General features: G+C 36.8%; 22 protein-coding genes. All 22 read right to left on the bottom strand.

What is annotated here, in order from left to right; all coding sequences use genetic code 11:
• Positions 1 to 180 precede the first annotated feature (180 nt).
• The 22 genes from PQF83_RS16035 to rimP all read right to left on the bottom strand — a co-directional run bounded on the left by PQF83_RS16035 (position 181) and on the right by rimP (position 21,108).
• The gene (locus tag PQF83_RS16035; RefSeq protein WP_000605025.1) at positions 181 to 384 is read right to left on the bottom strand and encodes a YlzJ-like family protein; all 204 of its coding nucleotides are present in this window, start codon (positions 382 to 384) and stop codon (positions 181 to 183) included.
• On the bottom strand, positions 381 to 1,130 hold the full coding sequence (gene tepA, locus PQF83_RS16030; protein WP_000139815.1) for a translocation-enhancing protein TepA: 750 nt from the start codon (positions 1,128 to 1,130) through the stop codon (positions 381 to 383). Before tepA ends, PQF83_RS16035 begins: the two co-directional genes overlap by 4 nt.
• A 103-nt stretch (positions 1,131 to 1,233) precedes the next feature.
• Positions 1,234 to 2,904 carry a ribonuclease J gene (locus PQF83_RS16025; RefSeq protein WP_000823084.1) on the bottom strand — a complete coding sequence of 557 codons (1,671 nt, stop codon included), beginning with the start codon at positions 2,902 to 2,904 and terminating at the stop codon, positions 1,234 to 1,236.
• Positions 2,905 to 3,671: 767 nt separating this feature from the next.
• Positions 3,672 to 4,550, bottom strand: a complete 879-nt coding sequence (gene dapA / locus PQF83_RS16020) for a 4-hydroxy-tetrahydrodipicolinate synthase (protein WP_000564761.1) — start codon at positions 4,548 to 4,550, stop codon at positions 3,672 to 3,674.
• Positions 4,551 to 4,561: 11 nt separating this feature from the next.
• Positions 4,562 to 5,794: an aspartate kinase gene (gene dapG, locus PQF83_RS16015; protein ID WP_000692473.1), complete on the bottom strand. Its 1,233-nt coding sequence runs from the start codon at positions 5,792 to 5,794 to the stop codon at positions 4,562 to 4,564.
• 23 nt (positions 5,795 to 5,817) lie between these two features.
• Positions 5,818 to 6,864, bottom strand: a complete 1,047-nt coding sequence (gene asd, locus PQF83_RS16010; RefSeq protein ID WP_000414848.1) for an aspartate-semialdehyde dehydrogenase — start codon at positions 6,862 to 6,864, stop codon at positions 5,818 to 5,820.
• Between the two features lie 150 nt (positions 6,865 to 7,014).
• Positions 7,015 to 7,614, bottom strand: a complete 600-nt coding sequence (gene dpaB / locus PQF83_RS16005; RefSeq protein ID WP_001049480.1) for a dipicolinate synthase subunit B — start codon at positions 7,612 to 7,614, stop codon at positions 7,015 to 7,017.
• Positions 7,611 to 8,513, bottom strand: a complete 903-nt coding sequence (dpaA, locus tag PQF83_RS16000) for a dipicolinic acid synthetase subunit A (RefSeq protein ID WP_000954725.1) — start codon at positions 8,511 to 8,513, stop codon at positions 7,611 to 7,613. The genes dpaB and dpaA overlap by 4 nt, the downstream gene beginning before the upstream one ends.
• Positions 8,514 to 8,750: 237 nt before the next feature.
• Entirely contained in the window at positions 8,751 to 9,002 is a 252-nt protein-coding gene (locus PQF83_RS15995; RefSeq protein WP_001239753.1) for a YlmC/YmxH family sporulation protein, read from the bottom strand.
• Positions 9,003 to 9,128: 126 nt separating this feature from the next.
• On the bottom strand, positions 9,129 to 10,370 hold the full coding sequence (locus PQF83_RS15990) for a M16 family metallopeptidase (RefSeq protein WP_000592994.1): 1,242 nt from the start codon (positions 10,368 to 10,370) through the stop codon (positions 9,129 to 9,131).
• Positions 10,371 to 10,456: 86 nt separating this feature from the next.
• Positions 10,457 to 11,356 carry a polysaccharide deacetylase family protein gene (locus PQF83_RS15985; RefSeq protein WP_000857421.1) on the bottom strand — a complete coding sequence of 300 codons (900 nt, stop codon included), beginning with the start codon at positions 11,354 to 11,356 and terminating at the stop codon, positions 10,457 to 10,459.
• 152 nt (positions 11,357 to 11,508) lie between these two features.
• On the bottom strand, positions 11,509 to 13,647 hold the full coding sequence (gene pnp, locus PQF83_RS15980) for a polyribonucleotide nucleotidyltransferase (RefSeq protein ID WP_000076746.1): 2,139 nt from the start codon (positions 13,645 to 13,647) through the stop codon (positions 11,509 to 11,511).
• Between the two features lie 160 nt (positions 13,648 to 13,807).
• Positions 13,808 to 14,077 (bottom strand): 30S ribosomal protein S15, encoded by a 270-nt coding sequence (gene rpsO, locus PQF83_RS15975; RefSeq protein WP_001229392.1) that lies wholly within the window; start codon positions 14,075 to 14,077, stop codon positions 13,808 to 13,810.
• Between the two features lie 100 nt (positions 14,078 to 14,177).
• Positions 14,178 to 15,149 (bottom strand): bifunctional riboflavin kinase/FAD synthetase, encoded by a 972-nt coding sequence (gene ribF / locus PQF83_RS15970; protein ID WP_000766710.1) that lies wholly within the window; start codon positions 15,147 to 15,149, stop codon positions 14,178 to 14,180.
• Between the two features lie 43 nt (positions 15,150 to 15,192).
• A complete protein-coding gene (gene truB / locus PQF83_RS15965; RefSeq protein WP_000399341.1) occupies positions 15,193 to 16,116 on the bottom strand; it encodes a tRNA pseudouridine(55) synthase TruB in 924 nt (307 codons plus the stop codon).
• 86 nt (positions 16,117 to 16,202) lie between these two features.
• Entirely contained in the window at positions 16,203 to 16,559 is a 357-nt protein-coding gene (rbfA, locus tag PQF83_RS15960) for a 30S ribosome-binding factor RbfA (protein WP_000776443.1), read from the bottom strand.
• Between the two features lie 15 nt (positions 16,560 to 16,574).
• Positions 16,575 to 16,856 (bottom strand): DUF503 domain-containing protein, encoded by a 282-nt coding sequence (locus tag PQF83_RS15955; protein ID WP_000582364.1) that lies wholly within the window; start codon positions 16,854 to 16,856, stop codon positions 16,575 to 16,577.
• Positions 16,853 to 18,913 carry a translation initiation factor IF-2 gene (infB, locus tag PQF83_RS15950; protein WP_000036342.1) on the bottom strand — a complete coding sequence of 687 codons (2,061 nt, stop codon included), beginning with the start codon at positions 18,911 to 18,913 and terminating at the stop codon, positions 16,853 to 16,855. Before infB ends, PQF83_RS15955 begins: the two co-directional genes overlap by 4 nt.
• A 4-nt stretch (positions 18,914 to 18,917) precedes the next feature.
• A complete protein-coding gene (locus PQF83_RS15945; protein WP_001286523.1) occupies positions 18,918 to 19,229 on the bottom strand; it encodes a YlxQ family RNA-binding protein in 312 nt (103 codons plus the stop codon).
• On the bottom strand, positions 19,230 to 19,502 hold the full coding sequence (rnpM, locus tag PQF83_RS15940) for an RNase P modulator RnpM (protein ID WP_000071128.1): 273 nt from the start codon (positions 19,500 to 19,502) through the stop codon (positions 19,230 to 19,232).
• A gap of 11 nt (positions 19,503 to 19,513) precedes the next feature.
• Positions 19,514 to 20,620 (bottom strand): transcription termination factor NusA, encoded by a 1,107-nt coding sequence (gene nusA, locus PQF83_RS15935; RefSeq protein ID WP_000102609.1) that lies wholly within the window; start codon positions 20,618 to 20,620, stop codon positions 19,514 to 19,516.
• A 17-nt stretch (positions 20,621 to 20,637) separates the two neighbouring features.
• Positions 20,638 to 21,108: a ribosome maturation factor RimP gene (gene rimP / locus PQF83_RS15930; RefSeq protein WP_000359097.1), complete on the bottom strand. Its 471-nt coding sequence runs from the start codon at positions 21,106 to 21,108 to the stop codon at positions 20,638 to 20,640.
• Positions 21,109 to 21,184 lie beyond the last annotated feature (76 nt).

Here is a 21,184-nt window from a genome sequence, read left to right as displayed (position 1 = left end):
AATTCCTAAAAAACTCTGCTTATATGTTTGTTTTCTCTATTTTTTCAGGTCTTTATATCTTCTATTTTTACACTTCTTGTAAAATGTTAAATAAACAGAAGAAAGCAGCCCTCTCATGGCTGCTCAACCGTCTTGTTTTTTATATTATACCATAGCTTCTAAACAAAATCCTTCTTTTTGCTAAAAGGTTATTTTCTGTCCCGGCTCAAACTCTAAGTAGTGAAGCGGATCGGTACTTAACACACGTACAATAGAATAACTCCCATGTTCTTCTTCTGAAACCATTAATTCAACACCATTTATATTTACGACTTTTTGACTTTCACATTGCGAATAATCGGCTGGATACACGAGTTGCTCTGGCATAATTGTATATAAAATCATTGTAACATTGTCCCTTCTGCATGATCATCCGCGCGATTATCTATTAATTCGTTTAATTTTCGGATTGCATTTCCGATACCACCGACATCATCTATAAGACCATACTTCACTGCATCTCCACCAATTACATTCGTACCAATATCTCGCGTCAAATTTCCTTTCGCAAACATAAGCTCTTTAAAACGATCTTCCGTTACTTTCGAATGCTTCGTCACAAATCGAATGACTCTTTCTTGCATTTTATCTAAATACTCAAATGTTTGCGGCACCCCTATAACAAGACCTGTTAGACGAATCGGATGAATTGTCATCGTCGCAGTTTCCGCAATAAATGAATAGTCAGTAGAAACGGCAATCGGCACACCGATAGAATGCCCTCCACCTAAAACTAAAGATACTGTCGGTTTTGAAAGTGAAGCGACCATCTCAGAAATTGCTAGCCCAGCTTCAACGTCACCTCCAACTGTATTTAACACTAAAAGCAAGCCTTCAATTTTCGGATTTTGTTCAATCGCAACAATTTGCGGAATAATATGCTCATATTTTGTTGTTTTATTTTGCGGTGGCAACTGAACATGACCTTCCACCTGTCCAACAATTGTTAAACAATGAATACGTGATTCATTCATTTGCGGTACATTCGTTTGTCCAAGCTGCTGAATTTTTTCCACTATTGAAGCTTCTTTTCCGGTTTCTTTCGGCTCAGCCTCTTTCTCTTCATTTGTATAACGATCACGTTCTGTCATATCGCATCCCCTTTCACTCGTATATAATTAGTATTTCTTAAGTTATAAATTTCATTCGATAGAGTGAAAAAAGAAAAAAAATCACCCGTAAAGGTGATTTTTTTTATACTTCCATAATAATCGGTAAAATCATAGGTTTTCTCTTCGTCTCTTCGTACAAGAACTGTCCTAATAATTCACGAATATTTTGTTTTAACATAGACCATTCAATTGAATATTCTTTAATTGATTGCTCAACAATCATACGTACAATCTCCGTAGAGCGGTCAATTAACGCTTCTGATTCACGTACATATACAAATCCACGTGAGATGATTTCTGGACCAGAGATAATTTTCTTTTCATCTTTACCCAGTGTTACAACAACTACTAATATTCCATCTTGAGATAACATTTTTCTATCTCGAAGAACGATATTACCAACGTCACCTACACCTAATCCATCAATTAACACATTACCAGCTTGCACTTTGCCAACTAAGTTTGCTTCATCGTCACCAAAAGCAATTACATCGCCTTTTTCTACAATAAAGATATTTTCTCTTGCAATACCTACATCTTCAGCTAAGTATGCATGTGCTTTTTGCATACGGAACTCACCATGTACGGGTACAAAATATTTCGGTTTCATTAAATTTAACATTAATTTTAATTCTTCTTGGCTACCGTGACCTGAAACGTGAACTTTTCTTTCACCGTAATAAACAACTTCAGCTCCCGCTCTAAATAACAAGTCAATAATTTTTGATACAGATATTTCATTACCTGGAATTGGAGATGCCGCGATAATAACCGTATCACCTTTACGAATTGAAATTTGTTTATGAGCTTGCTTTGCCATTCTAGAAAGGGCTGCCATCGGTTCACCTTGGCTACCTGTCGTTAAAATAGCTACCTTTTTCTCTGGGAAATTGTCTACTTCTTGTAGTGAAATAACCATACCTTCTGGAACATCTAAATAACCAAGACGTCTTGCGATATCTACCACTTTCACCATACTACGTCCTACAACCGCTACTTTTCGTCCTGTTTCAGCAGCTGCATCAAATACTTGTTGAATACGATGTACATTCGATGCAAATGAAGCAACGATAATACGTCCTTCTGCGCCGTAGAACACTTTAGAAATTTCTACACCAACTTCTTTTTCAGAACCTGTATAGCCTGGACGCTCAGCATTTGTACTATCAGATAATAAGCATAGAACACCTTCATTTCCGATTTGAGCCATTTTCCCAAGGTCTGCTCCACTATTTCCAATTGGAGTTTGATCGAATTTAAAGTCTCCCGTATATACGATCGCACCTTTTGATGTATGGAAACAAACACCAACAGAATCTGGAATACTATGTGTCGTTCCAAAGAATGACACCGTTGTAGTATTGAACTCTACTGTTGAATTTGAATCGATTGTTTTTAAATCTACACGGCCTAACATACCCGCTTCGCCAAGTTTTTCTTGTATAAGTCCTACCGTTAATTTCGTTGCATACACTGGAATTGATAATTTACGAAGTACGTAAACAATGCCACCAATATGATCTTCATGACCGTGAGTAATAAATAAACCTTTTACTCGCTCTTGGTTTTCTACTAAATATGTAATATCAGGAATAACGATATCAATTCCAAACATTTCATCTCCCGGGAACATTAACCCTGCATCTACAATAAAGATTTCAGAATCAATTTCAACACAGTACATGTTTTTCCCGATTTCACCTACTCCACCAAGAGCAAATACTTTAACAGACTCATTCTCTTTTCTCTTCATGTTGTTGCCTGGTTTAAAAATCTTTCAAACACTGATTTCACTAAAATTGCAGAGACACCAGGGGAAACTCTACAACCACCATATATTCACCGTCCAAGACGAATGTCCTTACCGTTATGCGATATCATGTCCTTGTTTATTTTTTAAACCAGGTTTCACCTCTCTTTCATTATATAAATCAAATATCTTATTCGATATGATATGAAAATGTAATCAAATTATAATTTTTACCAATTTTGCTAAGCATACCCGTACTAAGCTACTTAGCCATATTATACCTGATACAAGAAATAGAACACAAGTTAAATCGTGCGAAAGAAAAAGGAAAAGAACGCATTCCCAACAAACTTATCGAACTGATGTCCTTTATATTTACTCCGATTTCGTACCCCATATCGTTTTAAAGAAATAGCTATAAATACTCTAAATTTATTTCATAATATAGATTTTAAAGACTTATTTTTCTAGAATTGAACAAAAATACTTATAAAATGGAGTTTTTTTATGAATTACGTCATATTTGAAGTAATTACTCTCAAAAATAGAATTGGTACTTTATTACGTTTATATAAGCGTTCATTCTATAAATAACTATGACTTTTTAATTCCTTTAAAGGGTTAAGATTATTTTCTTTTACATGTTGCAATATATAATGAAAAACCAGTTAATGATCTTATAAAAACATATATAGGCAAGATAAGAAAAGAGAGGGAAAGACTTTCATACAAATAAAAAATGACCTAGTTCTACACTAGGTCATTTTTTATTAACGAGGGATAGATTGCATAACAGATTGTAACGTTACTCTTTCTTCTTCTGTTAATGGAAGAAGTGGTAAACGTACAGAACCTACATCTAATCCAACCATTTGTAACGCTGTTTTTACTGGTGTTGGACTTGGCGCCATAAATAATGAATCCGTTACTCTTACAAGTAATTGATGTAATTTTTGCGCCTTCTTAAATTCACCTGCTTGGAACGCTGCAATCATTTCTTGCATTTCATTTCCGATAACATGAGATGCTACAGAAACGATACCTTTCGCTCCAACTGCCATAGCTGGTAGCGTTAAACCGTCATCACCGCTGTATACTGCAAAGTCGTCCGCTGTTTTTTCAATGATTTCTGTCATTGTTAACACATCGCCGCCTGCATCTTTAATCGCAACAATGTTTTCTATTTCTGATAAACGAACAACTGTATCAACGGAGATTTGTACAATAGATCGTCCTGGAACATTATATAGCATAACCGGAAGCGGCGTGCTTTCAGCAATTGCTTTAAAGTGCTGATACATTCCTTCTTGACTCGGTTTGTTATAATACGGTGCTACTAGCATTACTGCATCAACACCAACCTCTGTTGCTTTTTTCGTTAAGTCAATAGAAGCATGCGTATTATTGCTACCTGTTCCAGCGATTACGGGCACCCTTTTATCGACAACAGATACGACATGGCGATATAACGCTACTTTTTCTTCTGAAGTTAATGTAGGAGATTCTCCTGTCGTTCCTCCTACCACGATTGCTGTTGTACCGTTATCAATTAAATAATTTACCAATTTCGTTGTCTTTGCAAAATCGATATTGCCGTTTATATCAAACGGTGTTACCATCGCGGTTGCAATTGTCCCAAAATCTATCATGGTCTCACTCCTTATTGTTCCAGTTGCTTTTCTTTTGAAAGCTCAAACGCACTATGTAATGCATTTACAGCCTCCACTAAATCAGTTTCTTTTACAAGAACCCAAATAGTTGTATGACTATCTGCTGATTGCAGAATTTGAATACCTTTTTCAGCTAAAGCTGTAACGATTTTCGCAGTAACCCCTGGGTATCCTGCCATTCCAGCTCCTACAATAGATACTTTCGCACAATGCTCTGTCACAATTGGCTCATATCCAAGGTTTTGTAATAGTTCAACTGCACGATTTGATACATTATCACTCACCGTATAAGCTACCCCAGTAGGTGAAATGTTAATTAAATCGACACTGATTCCTTCATTCGCCATTTCTTTAAACACATGCTGCTGCAAATCATATGCTGTTTCTTTTGCAAGTACTTTAATTTGCGTCACATTTGATACATGTGCAATACCTGTAACAGGACGTTCTTCTACATCACGGCCTTTTGTAGCGCCGTCAGATGCTGAAATAAGCGTACCTTCACTATCAGAGTACGTAGAACGTACACGAAGCGGTACTTTTGCATGCATCGCAATTTCAACTGCACGTGGATGAACGACTTTTGCACCTTGGTATGCCATGTTACAAATTTCGTTATACGTTACAGTTTGAAGATGACGTGCATCTTTTACAATGCGAGGATCCGCAGTCATCACACCTTCTACATCTGTGAAGATATCGATATATTCAGCATGAAGCGCAACACCTAAAGCTGAAGCTGAAGTATCACTACCTCCGCGTCCAAGTGTTGTCGTATCACCTTTTTTCGTTTGTCCTTGGAATCCTGTCACAACGATTACATCTACATTTTCTAGCTCTTCGTGTATACGATCACAATTCATTTCAATAATCTTAGCATTTGTAAAATCATCATTTGTTACAAAACCAGCTTGTGCACCATTTAATGCCGCCGCTTTTATACCGTTCTCATTTAACATGTTAGAGAAAACGATTGCTGAGATTAATTCTCCGCATGATAATAATAAATCTTGCTCACGATTAGAAATGTGAGATTCCTCTTGATTTACAAGACTTAACAACGTATCAGTTGCATATGGTTCACCTTTACGACCCATAGCAGATACGACAGTCACTACTTTATAACCCGCATCTAGCGATTTTTTTATATGATGAAGCGCATGCTTACGTCCATTTTCATCACGTACAGATGTGCCACCAAATTTTTGAACAATAATTTTCATATTTTGCACCTTCTCTTAGCCGTTTACACTAATTGTAATTTTACTAAGCGCTCTGCAATTTGAACAGAATTCCATGCAGCGCCTTTTAATAAGTTATCAGATACGACCCAAAGATGGAATCCTTTATCGTTATTTAAATCTTTACGGATTCTTCCAACGAATACTTCGTTTTTACCTACTGCAGTAGCTGGCATTGGATATAATTGCTCTTCTGGGTTATCTTGCAGAACGATACCTTCCGCATTTGCAAGTAAGTTCTTTAATTCCTCTACTGTTACGCCCTCTTTTTCTACTTCAATGTAAACAGACTCAGAGTGACCTGATACAACTGGTAAACGTACACATGTTGCCGCTACTTCTAGCTCTGGCATATGCATAATTTTTTTCGTTTCATTAATCATTTTCATTTCTTCAAATGTAAATCCATTATCTTGGAACTTATCAATCTGCGGAATCGCGTTGAAAGCAATCGGGAAATGTTTCTTATCACCTGATACAGGTAAAACATTCGCCTTCACTTCTTCACCATTTAAGATTGCTTGTGATTGTTCATGAAGTTCTTCAATCGCTGCCGCACCAGCACCTGATACAGCTTGATATGTGGAAACGATTACTCGTTTTAAACCATATTGCTGACGAACTGGCTCAAGAGCTACTACCATTTGAATTGTAGAACAGTTTGGATTTGCAATAATACCGTTATGTTCTTTTAAGTCGTTTTCATTTACTTCAGGTACAACAAGTGGCACGTTTTCTGTCATACGGAATGCACTTGTATTATCAACAACAATCGCACCGCGCTTTGCTGCTTCTGGCGCTAATTGTTTTGATACAGATCCACCAGCACTAAATAGTGCGATATCTACTCCTTCAAAACTTTCAGGAGTTGCCTCTTGAACTGTAAATTCTTCGCCTTTAAATACAAGTTTCTTACCTGCAGATCGTTTAGATGAAAGTAACGTTAACTTCCCGATTGGAAATTCTCGTTTCTCTAAAGTATTTAACATTTGTTCACCAACTGCGCCGGTTGCTCCAACTACAGCGACATGAAAAGTTTTTTGCTTTTCCATCACTATGCCCCTTTCTAGATACCAATCCTTCTATAACTTAGAATGAGAAGGAGTATAGAATACCCCTTCTAATCTTAATAACGTTAATTTTATCATATTCTACAGTAAGAATGATGGTTTCATCAAAAATTGTCCGTTTTTTTTCGTTTTTTAATTCATATATCTGAATTTTTCTACGACAACCGGTTGCAATTGCTTCCCTTGCAGTGCTTCTAATACTGTATCTTCAAGCAGCTCCATGCGTGCTACCATTGAGTTCGGTTTTTTCTCTGGTGCGTCTTGACCGAATGGGACGAAGTAGATGTTTTTTGTGGCCATTAGGCGCATGAGATTTACTCCATTAAGCCCTAAAGCATCATTCGTCGAAACGGCTAATACGACAGGCTTGCCATTTCTTAGCGTCGCTTTTGCTGCCATTAGTACTGGAGAGTCTGTCATTGCATTCGCAAATTTACTCATAGAATTTCCTGTTAAAGGAGCAATTACCATACAATCTAATGGGATTTTAGGTCCAAGTGGTTCTGCGCCAACGATTGAATTAATCGCTTTAAAACCTGTTACTTCTTCAATCTTTTTAATCCATTCTGCCCCTTCGCCAAATCTCGTATTTGTTGATTGAACAGTGTAAGAAACAACTGGACGCACTTCAGCTCCCTCAGCAATTAACTTTTCTAAATGAGGCATTACTTCTTCGTACGTACAATGTGAACCCGTAAAACCAAACCCTATTCTTTTCCCTTTTAAATTCATTCCCCATTCTCCTTTCTTGCGATTACATCTTCTGCTAATAACTGAGAAAGAACGTTCGCTAAAATTTGTCCTGCTGTTTTTGGAGCAACAATACCTGGTAATCCAGGTGCTAACAGCGCTTTGACTCCTCTTTTTTCTGCATATCTAAAGTCGGTACCGCCTGGTTTAGAAGCTAAATCAATTACTAACGTATGAGCCGGCATTTTTGAAATGACATTCGCTGTCACAACGAGATGCGGAATTGTATTAATGACAATATCGATATCCCCTACTTCTTTCTCAATGTTCTGCATATGAAAAGGAGAAAACATCATTTCTGTAATACGTGCAATATGTTCCGATCGTCTTGCTCCAACTTTGACATGGGCTCCTAATGATTGAAATGCTCTGGCAACGCTCATCCCTGTTCTACCAAATCCTAAAACCATTACATTAGAACCATGAATTGTATAGTCGGTATGTTGAATTACCATCATTAATGTACCTTCTACAGTTGGTATAGAATTGTAGATTGCCACATCATCACGATCAAATAATTTAATTAGTTTACGGTTTGTAGTAGATACGAGATTTTCCAAGTAAGGCGTACCAATACCTGAATATATAGTAAAATGTTCTGGTGTATTTTCAATTTGTTCTTTCGTTATAGAAACTTTTTCATTTGAAAAAATAGTATCTACTTCTCCCTTGGCATTTGTACCTGCAACTGGCAAAATAATTGCATCTAAAGAAGTGAAATCTAAATTTTGTATACTTTCTTTTGCTGCCCCTGTGAAGCCATGGTCTAACTGATCAAACCCTATCAATGAAAGTTTCGCATCCAATTCAACGAGCTTGCGAATTACTTCTAGCTGTCTTGCATCTCCTCCTATGACAGCAATATGCATCTCAGTCAACATTCCCTAATTCACCTTCTTTTTCTGTCATTTATAAGAAAAGTGCCTACTTTTTCTTTTTCCTCCACATCATATGTAATGTACGAGTTTTAGGTGATTGAAAAACAAAAAGCACCTATCATGTATCCCGCTATTTGTATGTAGGAAGGCCCTACCTCAAAATTCGGCATAGGAAAGATATTCTGTTGGATTTTGCTCTGAGTAAAATGAACAAAAAAAGATGACCAAAATGGCCATCTTTCACTTTGAATTTGAACGATCTGTAATATCACAAAGAATCATATCATGCCCCACTTTTTTAATTTGCCTCCATGCTACTCTTATTTCTTGTGGTTCCTTTTTGAAACCTCCCCATTTCCCAGCAGGTATAATAAGAGCCTGTATTTGTCCATCCTTCTCATCAACCTCTAAATCCACATAACCTAAAACCCCCATTTTTTCTGCTCTTTCTAAATTAACAATTTCTTTCCCACTTAGTTCACTTAATCGCATACTCTCTCCCCCTACCCAAATTATTCATTTAAGTTATCCATAATTAGTACCTATTCTATATACCCACAAAAAATAACCGTATCTCATTTAAAAGAGATACGGTTATTTTTAAATCATATATAGTAATTACAGTTTTATTCCTTTTGGAAGTTTTCCATCTGGACTAATTAATGCTGCAGAAAATTCATCTGTAAACATGTTACGAATTAACTCATCTACATTTTCTTTTGTTACCGTGTTTACACTTTCAATAATCTCATCAAGTGAACGGTGCTTACGAAGTAGCAATTCATTTTTACCATTACGGCTCATACGACTATTCGTACTTTCTAAACTTAACATTAAGTTTCCTTTTAATTGCTCTTTACTATTCATAAGCTCTTTTTCTGTAATACCTGTATTTTTCAATGTTTCTAATGTTTCTTGCATTGTTTCATACAGTGTATCCAATTGTTGGCTACCTGTTCCACCATACAGCGTTAACATACCTGTATCTTCATAAGAAGAATGGTAAGAGAATACTGAGTAAGCTAACCCGCGTTGCTCACGTACTTCTTGGAATAAACGGCTACTCATACTACCGCCTAAAACGTTATTTAATACAATTAAGTTATAAATATCTTCGTGTCCCATTTGTAAGCCTTTATATCCTAAACATAAATGAGCTTGTTCTGTTTCCTTTTTACGTGCTACCTTATTAAAATGGAAAATTGGGCTATGTACTTGTTCACGGTTTGTCGTTCCTTCATAACTACCGAAATATTGCTCTACTGTTTGTAAAAAAGCTTCATCAATATTTCCTGCAATTGATACAACTACATTTTCAGGTGTGTAATGATCCTTAATATATTGACGTAGCGTATCACCTGTAAACGTATTAAGCGTTTCTTCTGTTCCTAAAATAGGATATCCAAGCGGATGCGTTTCATATGTTGCTTTCGTTAACATATCATGCACAATATCATCTGGAGCATCTTCGTACATTTTAATTTCTTCACATACGACATTCTTCTCTTTTTTCAGTTCTTCTTCATCAAATGTTGAATTAAAGAACATATCTGCTAATACATCTAAAGCATATTTAGCATGCTCATCCAGCACTTTTGCATAGTAACAAGTGTATTCTTTTGAAGTAAAAGCATTCACTTGCCCACCAATGCTATCAAATGATTCTGCAATTTCACGTGCACTACGTGTTTCTGTTCCTTTAAAGAACATATGCTCTAAAAAGTGAGAAATCCCGTTATTTTTTTCATTTTCATTTCTTGATCCTGCATGGATCCAAATACCAATCGCAACCGATCTTACAGTTGGTATATTCTCCATAACTATTCTTACACCATTTTTACAAGTATATTTTTTAATCAAAAACTTTCCTCCTACTGCCAGTTTCTCTAAATAAGTGCTATTATTTAATGATAACAAGTTTAAGGATGAATGTCATGCAAATGTATTTAATCTACACGTTTTTCATCCAGTAATTCTGTTATATTCCCTACTTTATATCCTTGTTCCTTCAATTTTGTAATCATTGTATCTAATGCTTCTGTTGTGGACGAAGTAGGATGCATTAATACGATAGCACCTGGATGTATTTTTCTCATTACTCTCTGCAATAGTACACCTGGCTCAGGTCGCTTCCAATCAATTGTATCAACAGTCCACATAATCGTTCCCATTTGAAAATCATCTGCAATTTTCACGACTTCATCCCGAAAACTTCCACTCGGCGGTGCAAACCATCTTACCTTTTGATTCGTAGCTGCTTCGATCATTCGATTTGTTTTTTGTAACTGATCTCTTATTTCATCAGACGATAACGTTTTCATATTAGGGTGTGTGTAAGAATGATTTCCAACTTCTTGATTTGCATCGACAATCATTTTTGCAAATCGTAAATTTTCTTTCACCCAACGTCCTTCTAAAAAGAAAGTCGCCTTCACATCATGCTTTTTCAATATTTCTAATATACGAGGCAAATATTCATTTCCCCATGCCACATTTATTGTTAACCCGACCATCTTTTTATCCGGATGACCTCTATAAATTGGTGCTGGTGATAAATCTTCTAAGTGGACACTCGGTGATACTTCCTTGAATTCAAGATGTTTTTGATCAAACTGCTTTAATTTCTTCATATTGTTATAGGATGCTTCCATATCAACTTGTCTTCCATTATATCCTGGTGTTGCTTTCCATATCTTATCAATCATCGCATTTTGCGGTGCAATCTCATATTGTTTTGCATGCTTTTGAATTTCTTCATATAAGTGATCCTGTGCAAAAACAGAATAAGAACCTGCACTGACATATAAAAAGAATATACATATGTATGCCAATATACGAGTTTTCATATAAACCCTCCCATTAACTATATAAAAAACCATTTTTCTTCTTATCTTTGTTAATTTGAGCGTTATAATGAAAACTATACCTATACTGACATAAAAATATATGCAAATCATATTTTTACATAACAAAAAAAGCCAGTTAAACTGGCTTTTGCTTATTGCTGCTCTTGTTTGTTTTCTTCTTTAGCAGCTTCTTTTTCTTGCTCTTCTTTTAGCAATACTTTTCTAGATAAATTCACGCGACCTTGCTTGTCAATCTCGATAACTTTAACTGTAATTACATCACCGATTTTCACAACGTCTTCTACTTTACCTACACGCTCAAGTGCAAGTTCAGAAATGTGAACTAATCCATCTTTACCGCTGAATAATTCAACGAAAGCACCGAATTTCTCAACACGTTTCACTTTTCCTTCGTAGATTTCACCTACTTGTACTTCGCGAACGATATCCTCGATAATTTTCTTAGCTTTATCGTTCATTTCTTGATTTATTGAAGAAATGAATACTGTACCATCTTGCTCGATGTCAATTTTAACGCCAGTTTCTTCAATAATTTTATTGATTTGTTTACCGCTTGGTCCGATAACGTCACGGATTTTATCCGGGTTAATTGTCATTGTAATAATCTTTGGAGCGTACGCTGATAATTCAGTGCGTGGCTCTGCAATTACAGATAACATATGATCTAGAATGTGCATACGACCAACTTTCGCTTGTTGTAATGCCTCTTCTAAAATTTCACGAGATAGACCATCGATTTTAATGTCCATTTGTAGTGCAGTTACACCGTGTGCTGTACCTGCTACTTTAAAGTCCATATCACCTAAATGATCTTCCATACCTTGAATATCAGTTAAAATTGTGTAATGCTCACCTGATTTAACTAGACCCATTGCAATACCTGCAACTGGAGCTTTAAGTGGAACACCAGCATCCATCATTGCTAAAGTACTACCACAAATACTCGCTTGTGAAGTAGAACCATTTGATTCTAATACTTCAGATACAAGACGTACTGTGTATGGGAAATCTTTTTCAGACGGAATTACAGGCTCAAGAGCACGTTCTCCTAGTGCACCGTGACCAATTTCGCGACGACCTGGTCCACGCATTGGTCTTGTTTCACCAACACTAAATGATGGGAAATTGTAATGGTGCATAAAGCGTTTTGATTCTTCTACACCAAGGCCATCTAAAATTTGCACATCGCCTAATGCGCCTAATGTACAAATACTTAATGCTTGTGTTTGTCCACGTGTGAATAAACCAGAACCGTGTGTACGAGATAAAATGCCAACCTCTGATGCTAATGGACGGATTTCGTCACCTTTACGGCCATCTGGGCGGATTTTCTCAACTGTAATAAGACGACGTACTTCTTCTTTTACAATTTTATATAAAATCTCATTTACTTGTCCTAATGTATCAGCATCAGCTTCTTGCGCTTCGTAATGCTCAATTACACGCTTTTTCACTTCGTTAATTGCATCTTCACGTGCATGTTTCTCATGTACTTGAATTGCAGAATGCATATCCTTCTCAGCCATTTCACGTACAGCTTGGTTAAGATCAGCGTCAACTTCATAAAGTTTCACTTCTGATTTCTCTTTACCTACAGCTTGTACAATCTCTTCTTGGAATGCAATTAGACGTTTAATTTCGTCATGACCAAACATAATTGCTTCTAACATTGTTTCCTCAGGCACTTGATCTGCTCCTGCTTCAACCATGTTAATTGCATCTTTCGTACCAGCTACAACAAGGTGAATATCACTTTGTTCTTGCTGTTCTACTGTTGGGTTGATAACGAATTCGCCGTTAATACGACCAACTGTTGCACCCGCGATCGGACCTTCAAATGGAATGTCTGAAATCGATAACGCTAATGAAGAACCAAGCATAGCTGCCATTTCAGAAGAACAATCTTGATCAACACTCATTACGATGCTGACAACTTGTACTTCGTTACGGAATCCATCTGCGAAAAGTGGACGAATTGGACGGTCGATTAAACGACTTGCCAAAATTGCTTTTTCACTTGGACGACCTTCACGTTTAATGAAACCGCCAGGAATTTTTCCGACTGCATATAAACGCTCTTCATAGTTTACTGTAAGTGGGAAGAAATCTACATTTTTTGCTTCTTTTGATGCAGTTGCTGTAGATAGAACCGCTGTATCGCCATATCTTACTAATACTGCTCCGTTCGCTTGCTTTGCAAGCTGACCTGTTTCAACTGTTAGCTGGCGACCAGCTAAATCTATCGAGAAGACTTGCTTTTCTTGACTCATTTAAGTACCCCTCTCAATTTAAAGTATTCAATTCTTCTATGTAAATGGATAGTATATCACAATATTCTACCTCTAGTATTACCGAAAATGAAGTAAGCTATAAAGAGTAGAAGATATATTTTTACCTAACAAAAAAGCGGGAATATTCCCGCTTCTTTGACTATCGACGTAAGCCAAGCTTTGTGATTAATTCACGGTAACGTGTGATATCGCTATTACGAAGGTAAGTTAGTAAGTTACGACGTTTACCAACCATCTTTAATAGACCACGACGTGAATGATGATCTTTCTTGTGAGTACGTAAGTGCTCGTTTAGAGTGTTAATTTGCTCCGTTAGGACAGCAATTTGAACCTCTGGAGAACCAGTATCAGTCTCATGAGTTCTAAATTGTGCAATGATTTCATTTTTACGCTCTTGTGTTAAAGCCATCCTATTTCACCTCCTATTAATTAAACCCCCGATTACCTAGCAAGCGTCGGTGAGTCGCAATGCCAAGCAATGGTTGTCATAAAGTACATAACATAGAATACTACTTTTCATTTGAAAAAGCAAGTATATTATTTTCGTTCGCAAAATATTCTTGTGCTGTTTTCTTATCTTTTGCGATTTGTTCAACTAACTCATCGATGCCATTGAATTTCTTCTCTTCTCTTATACGCATATGCCACTCTACTGTAACATTTTGATCATATATGTCTTTGTTAAATTCAAATAAGTGCACTTCAATAGATAGTTGGCGCTCATCTTCTTTAAAGGTTGGTTTATATCCAATATTACATACACCATCGTACCATTCATCGTGAACTTTTAATCTCACTGCATAAACACCTACAGGTGGTAATAGATACTCATCACTTAAACCTACATTAGCTGTTGGGAAACCAATTTGACGTCCACGTTTATCACCGTGTACAACCGTTCCTCCTACTGTATATGCTCTACCTAAAATAGATGGAATTTGCTCCATTTCGCCATTTCGAATTAACTTTCGTAATGCCGTAGAACTTACTTTCTCTTCTTGAAATTCAACTTTTTCAATCACAGTCTGTGTAAACTCCCCTCTTGCATGAAATGGTAAAGTCTCCATCTTTCCTTTTCCTAAACGTCCATATGAATAATCAAACCCTGCTACTACATGCTTTACATTTAAACCAATAATATAATCATCTACAAATTGTTGTGGCAATAAGCCTGCAAATGATTCATCGAATTTAACAACATATAATATATCGATTCCTAAACTCTCGACTATTTTTTCTTTATCACACATTGGTGTAATATACTCCGCATGCGCTTCCTTTTTACCTAAAACAACAGATGGATGCGGATAAAATGTCATCACTGCACTTTTATATCCCTTTTCATCCGCTATTTGTTTCGCAGTTCGAATCACACATTGATGTCCTAAATGAATGCCATCAAAAAATCCTAATGCCATTACAGTAGGTGGTAATTCTAATTTATTTTGTTCATGTGGATGAGTTAAATGAATAAGTTTCACGCTTGAATTCACCTTTTTCTGTAATAATCCTTCCAATAATTCATTATAGCTTTAGTTCTTGATTATTCACAAGTACTTTCATCGGCTTTAGCATACCAGGGTGCTTTGGATGGTGCTCATAAATTGCAAGGCAGCGATCGTTTTTATCAAACACTGTTATAAATGGCGCCGTTATTTGCAATTCATTTTTTAAGAACATACCATTTTTTATTTTTTCTGCTTGCTTTTCATCTACAACCATTTTCGGGAACTTACTTAATGCTTCATCAATTGAAATGAAGATAGACTCTACTGTTCCATTTTGCACGTTTTCTTCAATTTCTTCAAATGATATGCAATCTTCTAATACAAATTCACCTGAAGCCGTTCTTACAAGGTGAGACATATGTGATGGAAAACCAAGTTTTTCACCAATCATTACCGCTAATGTTCTTACATATGTTCCTTTACTACACGTTACACGGAAACGGAATGAAATATTTTCTCCTTCAAACACTTCACGATCATCTAGTAATACAAATTCATGAATTGTAATTGTACGAACTGGACGTTCAACCTCTTGTCCTGCTCTTGCATATTCATATAATTTTTTTCCGTTAACTTTTACAGCCGAAAACATCGGAGGCATTTGCTCAATCGTACCTGTTAATGCGGCAAGAACCTCCTCCACTTCTTTACGAGTAATAACACGATCTACATGTTTCGTTTCCACAACTTCACCTGAAGCATCTTCAGTTGTTGTTGAAAACCCTAATGTTACTTCCCCTTCATATGTTTTCGTTTCACTTGTTAAAAATTGTGCAATCTTCGTTGCTCGTCCAACACAAATAGGCAATACTCCTGTTACATCTGGATCTAATGTTCCTGTATGACCAATTCGTTTTTCACGCAATATCTTTCTTAATTTAAATACACAATCATGTGATGTCATGCCTTTTGGCTTATGTAATAATACTACACCTTCCATATATGCTCACCTCATCGTAATTCTTTCATAATACTTATTCAAAACTTATTTTACATTGAAAAAATGGATAGACAAATGTCTATCCATTATTCTTCACGTTTACCTTCTTTATTAATTTCATGTAAAAGTGTATCAATTCGATGACCATATCCGATAGATTCATCAAATTCAAAGGAAATTTCAGGTGTTTTACGAAGACGAATACGTTGGCCAATTTCTGAACGAATGAAGCCTTTTGCCTTCGCTAAACCTTTTAGTGTACTTTCTTTCTGTTCTTCATCACCTAAAACAGAAATATACACTGTAGCAATTTGTAAATCTCCACTCACTTGTACATCTGTTACAGTAACAAATCCGACACGTGGATCTTTAATTTTACGACTGATGATGTCGCCTAATTCTTTTTTCATTTGCTCGCCTACACGGTTTGCACGTAATTTCATAACTCTTCACCTCATTCAATACCATTCCAATTGTGTTATCGTACGTTCAATTTCAGGAAATGAATCGATATACTCAAGTACACGATTCATTTCTTTTTCACAAATAACACGATTTGAGGATACGGAAACAATCGCAATTTCTGTACGTTGCCATACATCTTGATGCCCTACTTCTGAAACAGCTACGTTATAACGCTGTTTCACACGAGTTAACACCCGTTGCAAAATTGCTCGTTTCTCTTTTAAAGAATGCACATCGTAAATCATACACTCAAATGAGAGAGAAGCGATAATCATCGCTTCACTTCTTCCATAATGTACGCTTCAATGATGTCCCCTTCTTTAAGATCGTTGTATTTCTCAATTGTAATACCACACTCATAGTTTTGAGCAACTTCTTTTACGTCGTCTTTGAAACGTTTTAACGTATCAAGTTGACCTTCATAGATTACCACACCATCACGGATAATACGCACGCCGCTATCACGTGTAATTTTACCATCTGTTACGTAACAACCTGCGATTGTTCCAACTTTTGTTACTTTAAACGTTTGACGTACTTCTGCTTGACCGATTACTTTTTCTTCAAATTCTGGATCTAGCATACCTTGCATCGCTGCTTCGATCTCTTCGATTACTTTATAAATAATGCGGTGTAAACGAATATCAACGTTCTCTAATTCAGCTGTACGCTTCGCATTTACATCTGGGCGTACGTTAAATCCAATTACAATTGCATTAGATGCAGAAGCTAAAATGATATCAGATTCTGTAATCGCACCTACGCCTGTATGGATAATTTTAACTTTAACACCTTCAACATCAATTTTACGAAGTGATGCTGCCATTGCTTCTACAGAACCTTGTACGTCCGCTTTCACAATTAAGTTAATTTCTTTTACATCGCCCTCTTGGATTTGTTGGAATAAATCTTCAAGGCTTAATTTAGATTTCTCACCACGTTGAGCAAGTAACGCTTCTTGTGCACGTGATTCACCGATTTGACGAGCTTTCTTCTCATCAGCGAATGCCATGAAACGATCTCCTGCTTGTGGTACTTCGTTTAAACCTGTAATTTCAACAGGAGTTGATGGACCAGCAACTTTTACACGACGACCAATATCACTTACCATTGCACGAACACGACCGAATGTAGTTCCAACAACGATTGGATCTCCTACTCGAAGCGTACCGTTTTGAACAAGTAATGTCGCAATAGTTCCTTTACCTTTATCAAGCTGGGCTTCGATTACAGTACCAGTTGCATAGCGGTTTGGATTTGCTTTATACTCTTCTACTTCACTTACAAGAAGAATCATTTCTAGTAAGTTGTCAATTCCTTCGCCTTGAATCGCAGAAATTGGTACGAAAATTGTGTCTCCGCCCCATGCTTCTGGAACTAATTCATATTCTGTTAGTTCTTGCATTACGCGATCAGGGTTCGCAGCTGGTTTATCCATTTTATTCACAGCAACAATAATTGGTACTCCTGCTGCTTTCGCATGGTTAATTGCTTCAACTGTTTGTGGCATAACACCGTCATCAGCTGCAACAACAAGGATTGTAATATCCGTTACTTGTGCACCACGAGCACGCATCGTTGTAAACGCCGCGTGACCAGGTGTATCTAAGAATGTAATTTTCTTGTCATTTACTTCAACTTGGTATGCACCAATATGCTGAGTAATTCCACCCGCTTCACCAGCAGTTACTTTAGAGTTACGGATAGAGTCAAGCAATGTTGTTTTACCATGGTCAACGTGTCCCATGATTGTAACTACAGCTGGACGCTCTTTTAAGTTCTCTTCATCATCTTGCTCATCGATGAATGTTTCAAACTCAGTTTCGCTTACAATTACTTCTTCTTCTACTTCAATACCGTAGTCGTTAGCAATTAACTCAATTGTATCTTTATCTAAATCTTGGTTAATTGTTGCCATAATTCCAAGCATGAAGAGCTTTTTAATAATTTCAGATGGCTCTTTGCTTAATTTCTTAGCAAGATCACCTACTGTAAGACTTCCAGAGAAAGTAATTTTATCTGGTGTTTCTACAGTTTGTGTTTGTTGTCTTCCAGCAAAGTTCTCTTGACGCTTATCTTCATTTCCTTTGCCTTTTTTCTTTTTCTTATTGCTGTTCTTTTTACTGCGAACAACTTTTTCTTCTACTTCAAACTCATCTGCAACAGAAGGTTTTTCAGCTTGATACTCATTATCTAATTTGTTTACTACTTCATCGTCTAACATTGTCATATGATTCGAAACCTCGATATTCATTTCTTTTAGTTTTGTCATAAGATCTTTACTTGAGATATTATGTTTTTTCGCATATTCATGCACTCGAATTTTACTCATACCTTCACCCCCGGTAATTTGTATCGAGCATGCTACGCAGCTTTTTCGCAAAGCCTTCATCTAACACAGCTACAACGACTCGCTCATCTCTCCCAATCGCATGCCCTAATTGTTGTCGATTTTCGACCTTTCTCATTGGTACGTTGTAGTACGTCGTTTTATCCGTGATACGCTTTGTAGTATTTACTGACGCATCCTCAGATAGCAACACAAGTTTTGCCTTACCACTTCGTACTTCCTTTAAAACGAGTTCTTCACCCGAAATAATTTTTCGAGCCCGGTTTGCTAGTCCTAAAAACGATTTCCAATCGGACACTTATTTCGACTCCTTCTCAACAAGCTCAAGAAGTTCTTCATAAAGAGAACTGTCGATTTTCGCTTTTAGATGATGTTCCAAAACATTTTTCTTTTGAGCTTGAAGAATGCTTTCTTTATCTTTTGATAAATAAGCACCTCGTCCTGATTTCTTTCCAGTTAAATCAATAGACACTTCTCCCTCTTTGGAACGAACAATGCGAACGAGCTCTCGTTTTGATTTCATTTCTTGCGTTGCAACACATTTTCGTAACGGAACTTTTCGATTGCTCATACTCATCACCTCTATTCGATTTCGTCTTCAACAGAATCGAATCCGAATGCGACTACGCTATCTTCTTCTGTTACAATACCAAGTTGTTTCGCATCAGACTCACTCTTAATATCAATTTTCCAACCTGTTAATTTAGCTGCAAGACGTGCATTTTGTCCACGTTTACCGATAGCTAATGACAGTTGGTGGTCTGGAACAACAACTGTTGTTGCTTTTTCTTCTTCATCTACAAGTACTTTCACAACTTGTGATGGGCTTAAAGCATTGGCAACATATTCTACTGGATCATTTGACCAGCGAACGATGTCAATCTTTTCACCTTTTAGTTCGTCTACAATGCGTTGTACACGTTGTCCTTTCGGTCCTACACAAGAACCTACTGGATCCACATCAATGTTCTCTGCATGTACAGAGATTTTAGAACGATCTCCTGCCTCACGTGCTACAGAACGAATTTCAACCGTTCCATCATAGATTTCAGGAACTTCCATTTCGAATAAACGTTTTAAAAGACCAGGATGTGTACGTGATACGTAAATTTGTGGTCCTTTTGTTGTTTTTTCTACTTTCGTAATGAATACGCGAATACGATCATGTGGTTTGTATTGTTCGTTTGGCATTTGCTCACTTACAGGTAATAAAGCTTCTACTTTTCCTAAGCTTACATAGATGAAACGAGCATCTTGACGTTGTACGATACCAACCATGATATCTTCTTCACGGTCACTAAACTCAGAGTAAATAACACCACGCTCAGCTTCACGCACTCGTTGTGTTACAACTTGTTTTGCAGTTTGTGCTGCAATACGACCGAAATCTTTTGGTGTTACTTCAATTTCTAGTACGTCACCATCTTGATAGTTTGGATTAATTTGTCTTGCTTCTTCAACAGAAATTTCAAGACGTGGATCAAACACATTATCAACAACGTCTTTACGTGCTAAAACTTGGATTGTTCCCACTTGTGGGTTAAAGCTCACACGAACGTTTTGTGCTTGGTTAAAATTGCGTTTATAAGCAGAGATTAACGCTGCTTCAATCGCATCAATAATAATATCTTTGCTAATTCCTTTTTCTGACTCTAATACGAGCAAGGCATCTAACAACTCAGTGCTCATGAAGATCCCCCTTCTAACTAAAACGTAACAGCAAGTCGCGCATTTGCAACTTTGTCCATTGGAATTTGGATTTCTTTTTTACGTGTTTTAATTGTTAATAATAGTGTAATTGTAGTACCATCGTAGGAAAGCATTTTTCCTTCAAACATCTTTTCACCATCAATCGGCTCATATGTTTTAATTGCCACTTGTTTTCCTACCGCTTGCTGGAAGTCTTTCTCTTTCTTTAATGGACGTTCTGCTCCAGGAGATGACACATCCAAAAAGTAAAGATGAGGAATTGGATCCTCTTTATCTAAAGCTTCGCTTAAACGTTCACTCACCGCACCGCATTCTTCAATGTCGACTCCCTTTTCAGAATCGATGAATACGCGTAAGAACCAGTCTTGTCCTTCTTTCACATACTCTACATCTACAAGTTCAAGATTTAACTCTTCAACAATTGGCTGCGCAAATGCTTCTACAACTTCTGTGACTTTCTTATCCATAAACAGCCTCCTTCCTGCCGCCATGTACCATTCACAAGAAAAGACCCCGTCCATAGAACGGTCTATCTTATTCTTT

Origin of the sequence: Bacillus sp. FF-1 (assembly GCF_028548245.1) — a bacterium.
GTDB lineage: Bacteria > Bacillota > Bacilli > Bacillales > Bacillaceae_G > Bacillus_A > Bacillus_A paranthracis.
The sequence above is the reverse complement of the archived record's forward strand: the minus strand, read 5'-3'. Positions and strand labels throughout refer to the sequence as shown.